The 12,219-nt window shown below is 62.3% G+C and carries 12 protein-coding genes; 3 read left to right on the plus strand and 9 right to left on the minus strand.

The annotated features are described in order from the left end of the window. Window positions 1-23 precede the first annotated feature (23 nt). The 8 genes from BLS27_RS00445 to BLS27_RS00480 all read right to left on the minus strand — a co-directional run bounded on the left by BLS27_RS00445 (window position 24) and on the right by BLS27_RS00480 (window position 8,581). Entirely contained in the window at window positions 24-1,352 is a 1,329-nt protein-coding gene (locus BLS27_RS00445; RefSeq protein WP_090342257.1) for an MFS transporter, read from the minus strand. 179 nt (window positions 1,353-1,531) lie between these two features. Further along, window positions 1,532-2,239: a hypothetical protein gene (locus BLS27_RS00450; protein ID WP_139205728.1), complete on the minus strand. Its 708-nt coding sequence runs from the start codon at window positions 2,237-2,239 to the stop codon at window positions 1,532-1,534. 192 nt (window positions 2,240-2,431) lie between these two features. Then, window positions 2,432-4,582: a TonB-dependent receptor gene (locus BLS27_RS00455; RefSeq protein ID WP_090342264.1), complete on the minus strand. Its 2,151-nt coding sequence runs from the start codon at window positions 4,580-4,582 to the stop codon at window positions 2,432-2,434. 68 nt (window positions 4,583-4,650) lie between these two features. After that, window positions 4,651-5,058 (minus strand): DUF2946 domain-containing protein, encoded by a 408-nt coding sequence (locus tag BLS27_RS00460; RefSeq protein WP_043215091.1) that lies wholly within the window; start codon window positions 5,056-5,058, stop codon window positions 4,651-4,653. Between the two features lie 78 nt (window positions 5,059-5,136). Beyond that, entirely contained in the window at window positions 5,137-5,910 is a 774-nt protein-coding gene (locus BLS27_RS00465; protein WP_043215089.1) for a ParA family protein, read from the minus strand. A 119-nt stretch (window positions 5,911-6,029) separates the two neighbouring features. Then, window positions 6,030-6,380: a hypothetical protein gene (locus tag BLS27_RS00470; RefSeq protein WP_090342268.1), complete on the minus strand. Its 351-nt coding sequence runs from the start codon at window positions 6,378-6,380 to the stop codon at window positions 6,030-6,032. A gap of 81 nt (window positions 6,381-6,461) precedes the next feature. Beyond that, a complete protein-coding gene (locus tag BLS27_RS00475; RefSeq protein WP_090342271.1) occupies window positions 6,462-8,036 on the minus strand; it encodes a sensor domain-containing diguanylate cyclase in 1,575 nt (524 codons plus the stop codon). A gap of 65 nt (window positions 8,037-8,101) precedes the next feature. Further along, window positions 8,102-8,581, minus strand: coding sequence for a hypothetical protein (locus BLS27_RS00480; RefSeq protein ID WP_090343038.1), 480 nt, complete (start codon window positions 8,579-8,581; stop codon window positions 8,102-8,104). Between the two features lie 242 nt (window positions 8,582-8,823). Here BLS27_RS00480 and BLS27_RS00485 point away from each other — a divergent pair, with 242 nt between their 5' ends. The 3 genes from BLS27_RS00485 to dgt are packed head-to-tail and all read left to right on the plus strand — an operon-like array spanning window position 8,824 to window position 11,642. After that, window positions 8,824-9,015, plus strand: coding sequence for a hypothetical protein (locus tag BLS27_RS00485; protein WP_043215077.1), 192 nt, complete (start codon window positions 8,824-8,826; stop codon window positions 9,013-9,015). Then, a complete protein-coding gene (locus BLS27_RS00490) occupies window positions 9,009-10,379 on the plus strand; it encodes a B12-binding domain-containing radical SAM protein (RefSeq protein WP_090342275.1) in 1,371 nt (456 codons plus the stop codon). Before BLS27_RS00485 ends, BLS27_RS00490 begins: the two co-directional genes overlap by 7 nt. A 42-nt stretch (window positions 10,380-10,421) precedes the next feature. Then, window positions 10,422-11,642 carry a dGTP triphosphohydrolase gene (gene dgt, locus BLS27_RS00495; RefSeq protein ID WP_070575457.1) on the plus strand — a complete coding sequence of 407 codons (1,221 nt, stop codon included), beginning with the start codon at window positions 10,422-10,424 and terminating at the stop codon, window positions 11,640-11,642. 14 nt (window positions 11,643-11,656) lie between these two features. Here the strand turns inward: dgt and BLS27_RS00500 are convergent, their stop codons facing one another. After that, a complete protein-coding gene (locus BLS27_RS00500) occupies window positions 11,657-12,007 on the minus strand; it encodes a response regulator (protein WP_043215070.1) in 351 nt (116 codons plus the stop codon). Between the last annotated feature and the right edge of the window lie 212 nt (window positions 12,008-12,219).

The following is a 12,219-nucleotide window of genomic DNA, read 5'->3' on the forward strand; positions in this document are numbered from 1 at the left end:
ACACGCCGCACTTTGCTCAATCGCTAGGGTATCGCGCGCGCAGGCTGGCGCTCGCCGGCGTCCTCGTGCAGAGAGATCCGCGAGGTCTCCGGCAGTGCCAAGCCGCCCACCAGCGCCACCAATGCGATCACCACCAGGTAAAAGGCCGGCGCCAGGCTGCTGCCGGTCTGGCTGATCAGCCAGGTGGCCACCAGAGGCGCGGTGCCGCCGAACAGGGTGTAGGCCACGTTGTAGGTGATCGCCGAGGCGGTGTAGCGGGTGCGGGTCGGGAAGGTCTCCGACAGCAACGCCGCGGTGACCACGCCACTGAGCAAGGCACCGACGGCCAGCAGGATCACCCCCAGCAACGCGCCGGACATCGAGCCGGAACTGGCCAGCCAGTAGGCCGGGAATACCGCCACCATCACCCATAGGCAGGTGAAGCCGATGGTCTTGCGCCGCCCGACCCGGTCGGAGAAGGCGCCGGCCAGCGGGCAGCCGACCGCGGCGAACAGCAGCGCCACGGTGGTCACCAGCAGCGACTGGGCGCGGCTCAGGTTGCCGACCATCTGCAGGTAGGTAGAGAAGTAAGTGGTGAACATGTAGAACGACAGCGCGGTCAGCGAAATGAACGCGCCCAGGTTGCGGATCGCCCTGCCGTGGTGGCGCAGGGTTTGCTTGAGCGGCGAGTGGCTGTGTTCCTTGCCCTCGGCCATGGCCTCGCGAAAGGCTGGGGTTTCCTCCATCCGCCAGCGCAGGTAGAGGCCGACCAGGCCTAAAGGCGCGGCGATCAGGAACGGAACACGCCAGCCCCAACTGCTCATGGCCTCGGGGGTCAGGCTCGCCTCCAGGGTGTAGGCAATCACTGCCGCGCAGGCGAAGGCGGAAAAGGTCGATACCGGCACGAAGCTGCCGTAGAAGGCCCGTTTGTCCTGCGGTGCATGTTCCATCAGATAGGCGCAGGCGCCGGCGTACTCGCCGCCTGCGGAAAAACCTTGCAGGCATCGCGCCACGGTGAGCAACAGCGGCGCCGCCAGGCCGATGCTGGCGTAGGTCGGCAGCAGGCCGATCAGGGTGGTTGAGCCGGCCATCAACAGGATGGTCAGCGACAGGATGCGCTTGCGACCCAGCCGATCGCCCAGCGCGCCGAACACGATACCGCCCAGCGGTCGCAGGGCGAACGCTACGGCGAATACGGCAAAGGTCTTGAGCAAGGCGACGCTGGCATCTTCGCCTGTGAAGAACAGGCTGGCGATCAGCGTGGCGAGAAAGCCATAGACGGCAAAATCGAACCATTCGACGAAATTGCCGATGGCCGAGGCGGCGATCACCCGGCGCAAGGTGGCGGGGGATACCTCATGGGGTACGGACATTGGGATGTTCTCCGGTCTTCAAAGGCAGCCTGGGCGCAAGTGCCGTGGTCAGGCCACGGCATCGTTGTTGTGAAGACCAGTAGAACGGCAGGCGGGAGGGCGCGCTTTTTCGTGGGCGACATCGGGATACCTGTTTTGGCCTGCAGGGCGCCGGAGGGCGTTCTGTGCAATCGAGACGGCTATTGGCGGCCGACTTTCCAGGGGGCGTATTCAACGACCGCATGATTTTCTGCAGGCGCCTGCGCCTCCAGCATGAAACTAGGCATGTCACGCAGGTCGAGTTGCATGCAGCGACGGCTCAGGTCGGCTTGCAATTGCCCATCCAGGCGAAAAGCATCGGTTCGCTGCGGTACGGGGGCCAGATCAACCAGGCAACCGGTGACTTTGCCCTGGGCGTCGGCCTGGTAGCGGATGACCGCCTGGCCAACGCTGTCGACGGGTTGCTCACGCATCAGTTGCTGCCAGAAAAATGCCTTGCGCGCTTCATGGATCCGCCAGGGGTGATCGCTGGCCAATGTCGGCCAGGGCGCGACTATCACGATGGGGGCAGTGATCTGGACGGTCTCTTCGCCTCCATACAGCTCGCTCGGCACCAAGGGATAAATGGTCTTCCAGCATTGCCGTTCGACTGCGCGGGCCAGAACCGGATAGGCGGAACGGACCACTTCAGCAGGCAGCTTGGCGGCGTTCTCCGGTTTGCCGGGCTGGGTTGAACAGGCGACGGGGCGGGACTGGCGATCGAGGGTGACCTTGAGATCGACTGCCCCGCTAAGCTTGCCTTGGGTTGCGGTCGTTACGTCGTTGGCAAGGACAGACTGCATGGCCTCGATAAAGGGCTTCTCGGCTGGGGTGACGGTCGATGCCTGGCAGGCTGCGAGCGAGAGCATGCTTGCCCATAAACACAAGTGGAGCGGGTAGGCGTGTAAGAAAGCGGGTCGCACGGGAACATCCTTGGTCGATAGCCGGAGCGTTCATGCTCCGGCGTAGTGAGAGAGGCGTGCGGGATCTTAAAGGGGTTGAGCAATGGCGGAAAAATACAATGTGTATTGAGATTTTTCCGCCAGCTTTCGGTCCGCCACTCAGAAGCGCAAGTCCATCGCCACCTCGACGGTACGCGGCGCGCCCATGTAGTACTGCCCGCCATACGCCTGTTTGGCATACAGCTCATCGGTGAGGTTGCGCACCCGAGCGGTGAGGGTGGTGTGCGCGACCAGCCGATAGCGGGCAAAGCTGCCCAGCAATGTGTAGGCCGGCGCTTGCAGGGTGTTGGCGTTGTTGGCGTACACCGAGTCGACGTAGCGCACGTCCACGCCCGCCGACCAAGCCGAGGTGAAGCTATAGGTCAGCCACAGGTTGGCGACGTTGGCTGGCACGTTGACTGGGGTGTTGCCTTTGCGCGAGACCGACTGGCCGCCGGCCGCTTCGTTGAAATCGTCGTATCGGGCATCGACATAAGCGTAGTTGCCCTCGGCCAGCAGCTTGGGCGTGACCTGCAGCCGCCCCGACAGCTCGATGCCGCGGGAAGTCTGCTGGCCAGCCTGGACCATCACGTTGGGGTCGTTGGAATCGCGCACGGCAAAGTCCTTGCGCACGATCTGGTACACCGCCACCGTCGCTGCACCCCTTCCGTCGAGGAAGTCGAACTTGCTGCCAGCCTCCCACTGCTCGCCCTTGGAGAGGTCGAACAGGCCGACGTTGGAGTAGGTCGCTGCGGCCAGCGAGCCGGCGGGCAGGTCGGCAGCGGTGCTGTACTGCATGTAAACGCTCGCAGCAGGTGTCAGCTCGTAAGTCAGGCCGATGCGCCCGCTCAACGGCTCCCAGCGGCGCTCGAAGAAGGCCGGGCTGGTCGGCGAGACAGGACCATAGTTGGTCACTTGCATGTCCAGGTAGTCGTAGCGCAGACCGGTGAGCAGGGCCAGGCGGTCGGTCAGTTGCAGGCGGTTCTCGGCGAACAGGGCGCGGTTGGTCACCTCGTTGTGACGCTGCTTGGTCAGGCCTGCGTTCACGCCGGGGATGTCATCGAAGCTGCCCGGGTCGAAATGCGCTGGATCGACGACATCACGCCAACTACCCGAAGTGGGGTAGAGGGTCTGGCGCATGCGCGAATAGTCCAGGCCCAAGGACCACTGACTGGCGAGGCCCAGCACTTGATCATCGTGGCGCAGTTCGATGCGGTCGCCCAGCAGACGCTGTTCGTGGCGTTGCAGGTAGGGGCTCGAGCGCACCACGTTACCTGCGTCGTTGTAGGCGTAGCTTTCGAGGTTGCGGTAGTCGCGCTGAGCGTTGTAGTGGTACAGGGTGTTCTGCACGCTCGTCGTGTCGCTGATCTGGTAATCGAGGATCGAACGCAGCCAACGAACCCGCTGCTCATAGCGGCCATCGGCGACGTTGTAGTTCTCGAAGCGCCGGCTGCGGTCGATCTTCATCGTGCTGCGCCCGGGCAGGATGGGCGAGCCCCAGTAGGGGCTGTCTTCCTTGTCTTGCTGGTATTCCAGGGCCAGGGTGTGGGTGAGGTCGGGGGCAAGGTCGCTGAGCACGGAGAAGGCCAGGCTGTCGGTCCAGCGTTCGTTGCGGTCCACGTATCCGTTTCCATGGCCACGGCTGAAGTCCAGTCGGGCGAAATGCCGGGCGTCGGCCGGGTTGCTGGCCAGGGCCTGGTTGATGCCGAAGGCGACTTCCGAATCGTCGTAGCTGCCATAGCGCACCCGGCCGTCGAAGGTCTGTTCATCACGGCTGGCCAGCTTGGTGATGGTGTTGATCGAGCCTCCCACGGCGCCTGTGCCATGCAGGAACGACGACGGCCCGCCGATCAGTTCGACCCGGTCGACGACCCAGGCGTCCACCGGGCGGGTGGCGCTGCTGTAGCCCAGGTTGATGCCGTTGTAGAGCTGGGTGACCTGGTTCTGGGTAAAGCCCCGGTAGGACACGAACCCACCGTAGCCCGGATTGGCCGACGCGTTCACGCCGGTCATGGTGTTGAGTACGTCCTGGGTGTCCTTGGCATCACGTTCCTCGATCACGCGGCGGTCCGAAACGCTCACCGAGGCTGGCGTCTGCCGCGCAGTCAGGCCCAATCGGGAGCCGGTCTGGATCGGCTCGTCCAGTTGCACGCCACTGGGTGCCTCGCGTTCGCCATCGATGGTGGTGGCGGTCAGTTCGACGGGGTTGGCTCCCGCCCAGGCGTAGCTGCAGGTGCCCATCAGGAGCACCAGGGAAGTATTGCGGATCATGTTGTCAGGGATTCCACGCAAAGGTCATGGCTGGCCACGACCGTGCACGCGAAAGCACCCGGTCGAGGTCAGGCTGAAGTTGCTGCTGCGAGGAAATCGGAGGGGGAGGCGCGAGGGTTGAGGGCAGGGCGCAGGTAGCGCGGTGGCGGTTGCGCCCAGCTGCGCACCACGATCGGCGAGGGCGAATTGCCTTGGGCCTGGGTGAAAGTCCAGGCGCTGCTGGTCAGCGGTACTGCCAGGGCGAAGGAAGAGCACACTGGGCAATCGAGCTGCGCCATGTGCGAGTCGCTGCCGCTGTCGCCTAGGTCGACGGCCGGGCCGTGGTCACTCGACAGCGAGCAGAACCCGCCTTCCAGTCCGGACAGGCGAAGGCCACTCATCTGGCCATGGTGCAGGCCGCACAGCAATAGGCTGAACAGGACGCTGGCATAGAGCGTCCAGGCGGTCAACACACGTGTCCGGCGCAAGGTTTTCATGGCGGCGAATCTACCATTCGGACGAACGGTCGTGATGTGGTGGATTGTCGCAGCATGGCGCCCAGATGCTGCGCCGGTTCAGGCTGCCCGCTCCAGCACATCCAGCAGATCGACGAACTCCTGGGACAAGCGGTGTCGGGGCGCCAGGTGTACAAGCGGCATCGCCGCTTCATGGGATTGGCGCATCTTGATCGAACTGCTCAAGTACACCGGCAGCACCGGCAGCCCCTCGGCGCGCAACTGATCGACCAGGGTTTGGTGCAGGGCCGTACGTCCGGCGAACTGATTGACCACCACCCCTTCGACCACCAAGTTGGCGTTGTGATCCTGGCGCAGTTCCTCCACTTCCACCAGAACACTGCGTAGCGCCTGGCGCGAAAAACTGTCGCAATCGAACGGGATGAGTAGCCGCTCGGCCGCCACCAGGGCACTGAAGGTATAGAAGTTCAGGGCTGGGGGCGTATCGATGTAGATGCGCTCGTAATCATCCGACAGCTGCACGAGCAATTTGCGTAGCTTGTTGATTTTGAATTTGCTTTCGAGCTTGTGCTGCAGGTCGGTGAGGTCCTGGCTGGCGGTGACCAGGTGCAGGTTGTCATAGCGTGTTTCGGTGATCGTCACGCGGTGCTTATTGCCGGCCGCCGTGGTGGTCAAGGTCTGGCGGAAGAAATCGGTGATGCCGGCAGGGATTGCATCGTGGGCAAGGCCGGTCAAGTAGTAGGTGGCGTTGGCCTGCGGGTCCAGATCGACCAGCAAGGTTCGATAACCTTCGGCGGCGCTGGCGGCAGCGAGGTTACAGGCGATGCTGGACTTGCCTACACCGCCTTTGTGGTTGAACACGACACGACGCATGGTACTTCATCCCTGATAGGTTGCAGATCGAGGTCAATCCTATGACCGTAAGATGACAGTATTAAGACAAGGCTTGTTACATGTCGGGCAGAGGCCCTGTACTAGAGCAGGTGCAGGCCTCAGGGTGCTTCACGATCATCGTGGATGTCCGAACTGCCCGAGGTGCCGGCGTCATCGACATCGCCGCTGTTGCCGGTGCCCGGGCCTTGGTCGCCCTTGCTGCCTTGGGAGGTGCCGTCGCCGCCGGTGTTGTCGGTGTCGTTGGCATCGGTGCCACCGTTGCCGCTGCCCGTGGCATCACCTGGAGTGCCAGAGCCCATGGCACCGCCGTCGCGATCGATGGTGCCGGTGCCGGGTATCTGCTCGCTGGGAGTGCGTACGGTATTGGCAGTGCCGGCCGCCAGCGCCAAAGGCGCGCTGGCGCCCAGACACAGGGCAAGGCTCAATGAAAGCAGGTGTGGGTGTCTCATGGCACGTCTCCTGGATCAGGTCTGCGTGCATTGGAACCCTCGATGCCAAGGTGGGTGCCGAAACCGCGACGGACGGTGTCCTCAGTCACTGGTCATCACGCGATTGCGCCCGGCCTGCTTGGCCGCGTAGAGCGCCCGGTCGGCGCGGTTGAGGGCTTCGCTGGGCGCCTCGTTGCTGTCTGCTTCCCAACGCGCCACGCCCAGCGAGAGCGTCACCGCACCCACCGGCTCGATGGGGGTATCCTGCACGCCCTTGCGCAAGCGCTCGGCCACGGCGAGGGCGGCTTGCAGGCTGGCGTCGGGCAGTAGCATCAAGAACTCTTCGCCGCCGGTGCGGCACAGCACATCGCCTTCCCGGCAACAGCGGCGCATCAGTTCGGTCAGTCGACGCAGCACCTGGTCGCCCACCTCATGCCCATGGCCATCGTTGACCTGCTTGAAGTGGTCGATGTCCAGTGCCACGACGCAAAAGTCACAGGCTTCAGCCTCCAGCAGCGACAGGCTGAAGTCCAGGTGGCGACGGTTGCCCAGGCCGGTGAGCGGATCGGTCTGGGCTGCCCGGTTGAGCCGGCCGATGCGCTCCTGCAACAGGTTCAAGCCAAACAGCAGCGCTCGCTTGAGCTCGGCGGCTTCGAAGTACCAGGCCTTGACCCGTTGCAAGCCCTCGGCCGTTCCGGGACGGTCCAGGGCGCGTGCACTGGCGGCCAGTTGTTGCAATGGTCGAGTGATGGCCACGGCCAGCCACCAGAGCACCAGGCAGCCCAGCAGGGCCAGCGGCGCGGAAATGCCGACCACATCGAGTATCAGGCGCTTGAGTGGGGCGACGGTTTGCGCCAACGGCTGCTGGGCAACGATGCCCCAGCCCGTGCTGGGCACGGTGGCGAAGCCCGCCAGCATGTCCACGCCGGTGCTGTTGCGCACCTGCTGCGTGCCATTGCCCAGGGCCTCCAGTTCATCGATCAACGCATTGCCTTGGACCACTGTGCCCACGCGCTCGGCATCCGGGTGATAGAGCAGGCGTCGGTTGCGATCGACCACATAGAGGTAGGAGCCATCCTTGTAGAAATGCTCGCCTAGCAGGCTTTTGAGAATGTTGTGCTCGCGCAGGTACAGCGTGCCGCCTACATAACCAAGGTAGCCACCCTTGGCGTCGAAGATAGGTTGCGATAGCACCACTACCAGGTTGCTGGCGGTGGAAAGAAACGGCGTCGACACCAACGCGTGCCGTTCGCGCAGTGCCTGGGTGGCGCCAGGGGTCTGCAGGCGGGCACCGATCATCTTTCGCAGCGGCGCCGGTGAAATGGCCTGCAGGACGCCTTGGGCATCGACCACGAACGTCGAGTTGAAGGCGCTGCTCTGGCGCAGCAGCCGTTGGGTTTCGTTCTGCATCGCCAAAGCATCGTCGAGCTGGCGGCCCTGGACCGAAGCACTGAAGGCCAGTTGTTGCAGGGCGTTACCGAGGAACATCTCGGTGATCGAGGCCAGTTTCGCGGCGTACACCCGATTGGCTTCCAGCGCATGGTCGATCAGCAGCTGGCGCTGCACGCGGTAGCTGGCGAAGTAGCTGGTCAGCAGCATCACGGTGGCGGTGAGTGCCGCAAGTACGAGAATCAGCGTGCGCAGATCCAGGCGCAGGCCTTTCTTGGTGTGTGGCAATCCTGACCTCTTGGGCGGGGAAGAGAAACAACCTTACCTGTTACAGGGCTCAGTCGCAGCCGTTTTCACTCCTTGGAGGTTTCCAGCTCGCTCAGTTCGTCCTCGACCTGCTGCATGCGTTGCTCGGCCAGGGCCTGCACCTGCTCGTCGCTGGCGCTTTCGCGCATAAAGGCGGTCAGCTTCTCGCTAAGGCGCTTTCCTTCGTCGCTGTTTTCCAGCGCCTTGGCTTTCTGCGGATCGTGTGTGGCGGCGACGATGAGGTCGAATTCGGCATCGCTGAAGTGCTGTTCACTGTAGAGCTTGAACAGGTCCTGACGCTGGTCCTCGGCGGTGAGGTGCTTGCGCAGCACGGCCTGGATCTGTTGCTCGGACAACTGCGGATGCTTGGGTGCGAGCAGTGTGGCGATCTTCTCGATGTTGTGCTCGTAGGCTTCCTGCAGCGGCAGGTTGGCCAGGATCTTTTCTTCGCGGGTGGGTTTCTGGTCGCAGGCGGCGAGAGTGGCGAGCAGCAGCAAGGGGAGTAGCAGGCGAGGGAAGCGAGCCATGAGGTAAGCCTTGGTCAGGTTGGACGGCAAGTGTACTTCAGAACACCGACAGGCTTTCGATCCATCGACAAGAAGGTCTGTGTCGGTCGTTCAGTCGTGCGTTGTAAGAAGGCGCTTGGTTTTCCAGGCGTTGTCTAAACACTGCGTTTTTGACAGGTCGGAGTGGCCTGGCTGAAGGTGTCCAGACCGAGGCAAAGGATGCCAACGGCTAACGAAAGGCCCTCATCACCTGGGATGCGACCATGAAGAAATGCGTAGTGTATGGCGATCTGATGTCTGATCGCGCCGCAGAGCAATACCCCACGATCACCCTTTGTGACGGCTGCATCGAAGACGACCGCAAAGCCGGTGAAGCCGGCCAGATACTCTTCGTGCAGGGCGAGTCCGAGGACGGCGAGTGTGACTGGTGTGCCCGAGAACTCGGCGAATGCTGATCGGCGCGGGACGTGTACCGGTGCTGTTCGTGTCCGCCGGCCTGCTGCGCCCCAAGAAGCGGGATCACGCCCTGGCCCGTCGGCAGCTGTACCTGAACTACGGCGCGTTAGGTCTGGCGACCCTGTGTCAGCGAAACGGTCTCGAGACCCTGTTGGTGCATGGCGAACACGAGGCTCCCGTTGCGCTCGCCGAGCGTCTTCACCGGCAAGGGTTGCTCCGGGTCGATGCGCCGTTGATGCTGTCGATGACCAGCTTCCATGCTCTGGAGTGGGCGCGCGTGTTCTGTTCTGCGGTCAAGGGCATGGAGCCACGGGTGCGTATCGTACTCGGTGGGCGATGGGTGACAGGGCCTGACCGGCAATGGCTGCACGGCAAGCTGCCGCTGGTCGATCGGATCGTTCAAGGCTTGGGTGAAGACCTGTTGCCTTCGTTGCTGGGGTTTCAGGGTGCATGGGATGGGCGGGCCGCTGGGCTCAACCATCTGCTGGTCGAGGGGTATCGGCGTTATCAGCCCAGCATCGAGACCTCGCGCGGATGTGGCAAGGGCTGCACTTTTTGCCAAGAGCGAGACGTCCCGCTGCAAAAGCTCAAAGCCCCTGAACGGATCGCCGACGAGCTGCGCCAGCTTGCAGGCGACTATGGCGACCACGACATCCATCCGTACTTCCAGTCGTCCTTCTTCCTGCCCAACCCGCGATGGGCCCAGGCGCTGGCCGAACAGGTCCAGCGCTGTAATGCCAGGATTCTCTGGCGCTGCGAGAGCCGGGTCGATGGCATCAAACCCGAGATAGTCCCAAGCCTGGCTGCGGCGGGCATGAAAGTCATCGACCTTGGCCTTGAGTCGGCGGCGCCCGAGCAGATCCTGGCGATGAACAAGGCCCGGGACCCGGCGCGCTACCTAGGGGCGGCGTCAAAATTACTGCAGGCCTGTGCCCGTCACGGCATTTGGGTCAAGGTAAACGTGATGCTTTACGCCGGTGAAACGGCGCACACCCTTGAGCGGACCCGACAGTGGCTCGATGCCCATGCCCACTGCATCAAGGGCGTGTCGGTCGGGCCAGTGGTGGTCTATGGCCCGCCCAGCCATTGTTCTGAGTTTCTGACGGCACTAAGGGCACGGGGCGCGACACCTGTCGACCCAGCAAGCGCCGAGGACTATGGCATCACGCAGTTGAACCTGAGCCCTGAACTGGACGCTGAGCAGGTGGAGCGCGAGAGCCTGGCGCTGTCCAGGCGCTACATGGCAAAGCAGGATTACTTTGATCTGAAGCGCTTTTCCTATTACCCACGCGATTACAGTGAGCAGGCGTTCGAGGCGGATGTCGCGACATCGGATGCGGCCTGCTTGCCGTTTCGGCCATAGCGGCCACGATGAGACTTACGTACAACCGAGGAAAGGGATGACATGTACGACAGCGATGTAAAGGCCTACGCCAAGGAACAAGAAATCGAAGCTGCAAAACTGGAGTACCGAGTCTTCGTCCATGACGATGGACGATCCAATGGGCGTCAGGAACTCATGCGCGACTATGCCAGGGTCCTGTACTCCTCTTCCTTCCGGCGCTTGCAAGGCAAGATGCAACTGCTGGGTATCGACGCCGGGCGCTTCAACCGCAATCGCCTCACCCACAGCCTGGAGGTCGCACAGATCGCGCGTTCGATAGCCATTGACCTGGCGCTCAATGACACTGTCGTCGCCGAGACTGCAGCGCTGGCCCATGACATCGGCAACCCGCCATTCGGGCACCATGGAGAAAAAGTGCTCAACGAACTGTGTGGCGACTGTGGCGGATATGAAGGCAATGCCCAGGCCTTTCGTATTCTGCGTACCCTGGAGCGCAAGCATCATTTGTACGACGGGCTCAACCTCAATGTCCGTACGCTGATGGCGGTGACCAAGTACTTTCATCGCCGGGAGGACAATCCGGCGAAGTTCCTCTACGACGAGGACTACCAGTTCCTCTGTGCCGAACTGGCGAAGCAGGGTTTCGAAGGCAGCAAAAGCATCGACGCCCAGATCATGGACCTTGCCGATGAAATCGCCTATGCCGCCCATGATCTGGAGGACGCCTTGAGTTTTGGTCTGATCAGCCTGGGAGAGATCCTGCACGAGTTCAAGATCAGCGACACCTTCGCCGAGGCGTATCCAATGATGGAGCAACTGGCGCAGGCGGTGCAGAACGATGCGATGTGCTCGCATCGACTGGGGTCGTCGGAAGAGTACGCCATGGTGTTGAAGAAGGAGCTGACCTCCAAGATCGTCAACACGCTGTGTTCGGACATCGGCCTGGTGGATGGCAAACTCGGTTACACGCGTTATGCCAAGTTGGCGGAGGGCCTCAAGAAACTCTTGTTCAAGGCCATCCTGCGCAAGAAAGACGTACAGCTCTACGAAAAACGAGGCGAGCAGGTGATCAAGGGGCTGTTCGAGGTGTACAGCGATGAGCGTTATAACGAGAAAAACAGGTTGCTGCCGCCGGAGCTTCGCTCACTCAAGGCGGACAGGCACAGGCTGATCATCGACTACATCGCAGGCATGATGGACCTGTACGCCATCCAGGAATACGAGCGCTATTTTGGCAAAGGCAGTCTGGATCGCTACTATTTCGGCGAGCGCCGACCCTAGGGCGGCGCCTGCGCTCAAGGCGTTCCCAGTATCCCCATCACCTTGTCGCGCAACTGATCGATACCAAAGGGCTTGCCAATCAGGTGCATGCCCTGCGGTACATCGAAGCTCTCGGCAAAACCACTGGCAAACAGCACGGGCAGCGCTGGACGCAGTGCTCGGGCCTTGGCTGCCAGTTCCTCGCCGCGCATGTCCGGCAGGCCTACATCGGTCATCAGTAGTGCCAATGGCTGGTTGGCGTCCTCGAGGATCTTCAAGGCCGCGGTGGCGTTCTCGGCTTCGATGGCGGTGTAGCCCAGTTCGTCGAGCACTTCGACCATCAACATCCGAACGATGTCGTCGTCTTCGACTACCAGAAGTTGCATGGGGGCGTCCTGTTCAGATGGGTTGTCCTTACTTGTGTGGGTGCGTACGTTGCAGAAGTTCCCCAGCATAACGGCCCCTGTCGATCGATGGAACGATTGGCGCCAGCAACCTTCAAATACTGGCTAACTGCCCTGTCAGAGCGGGCAAAGCTGGTTAGACTCGCTATAGCGTCCGCCTTGCGTAGTGGCCGCGATCCTTTCAATGGACTTTT

The organism is Pseudomonas guariconensis, from assembly GCF_900102675.1.
In the GTDB taxonomy this organism is placed as follows: domain Bacteria; phylum Pseudomonadota; class Gammaproteobacteria; order Pseudomonadales; family Pseudomonadaceae; genus Aquipseudomonas; species Aquipseudomonas guariconensis.

Bases quoted from the DNA above. Each gene is read 5' to 3' on its own strand.
- BLS27_RS00445 (WP_090342257.1), bottom strand. From the start codon at position 1,352: ATGTCCGTACCCCATGAGGTATCCCCCGCCACCTTGCGCCGGGTGATC.
- BLS27_RS00450 (WP_139205728.1), bottom strand. From the start codon at position 2,239: ATGCTCTCGCTCGCAGCCTGCCAGGCATCGACCGTCACCCCAGCCGAG.
- BLS27_RS00455 (WP_090342264.1), bottom strand. From the start codon at position 4,582: ATGATCCGCAATACTTCCCTGGTGCTCCTGATGGGCACCTGCAGCTAC.
- BLS27_RS00460 (WP_043215091.1), bottom strand. From the start codon at position 5,058: ATGAAAACCTTGCGCCGGACACGTGTGTTGACCGCCTGGACGCTCTAT.
- BLS27_RS00465 (WP_043215089.1), bottom strand. From the start codon at position 5,910: ATGCGTCGTGTCGTGTTCAACCACAAAGGCGGTGTAGGCAAGTCCAGC.
- BLS27_RS00470 (WP_090342268.1), bottom strand. From the start codon at position 6,380: ATGAGACACCCACACCTGCTTTCATTGAGCCTTGCCCTGTGTCTGGGC.
- BLS27_RS00480 (WP_090343038.1), bottom strand. From the start codon at position 8,581: ATGGCTCGCTTCCCTCGCCTGCTACTCCCCTTGCTGCTGCTCGCCACT.
- BLS27_RS00485 (WP_043215077.1), top strand. From the start codon at position 8,824: ATGAAGAAATGCGTAGTGTATGGCGATCTGATGTCTGATCGCGCCGCA.
- BLS27_RS00490 (WP_090342275.1), top strand. From the start codon at position 9,009: ATGCTGATCGGCGCGGGACGTGTACCGGTGCTGTTCGTGTCCGCCGGC.
- dgt (WP_070575457.1), top strand. From the start codon at position 10,422: ATGTACGACAGCGATGTAAAGGCCTACGCCAAGGAACAAGAAATCGAA.
- BLS27_RS00500 (WP_043215070.1), bottom strand. From the start codon at position 12,007: ATGCAACTTCTGGTAGTCGAAGACGACGACATCGTTCGGATGTTGATG.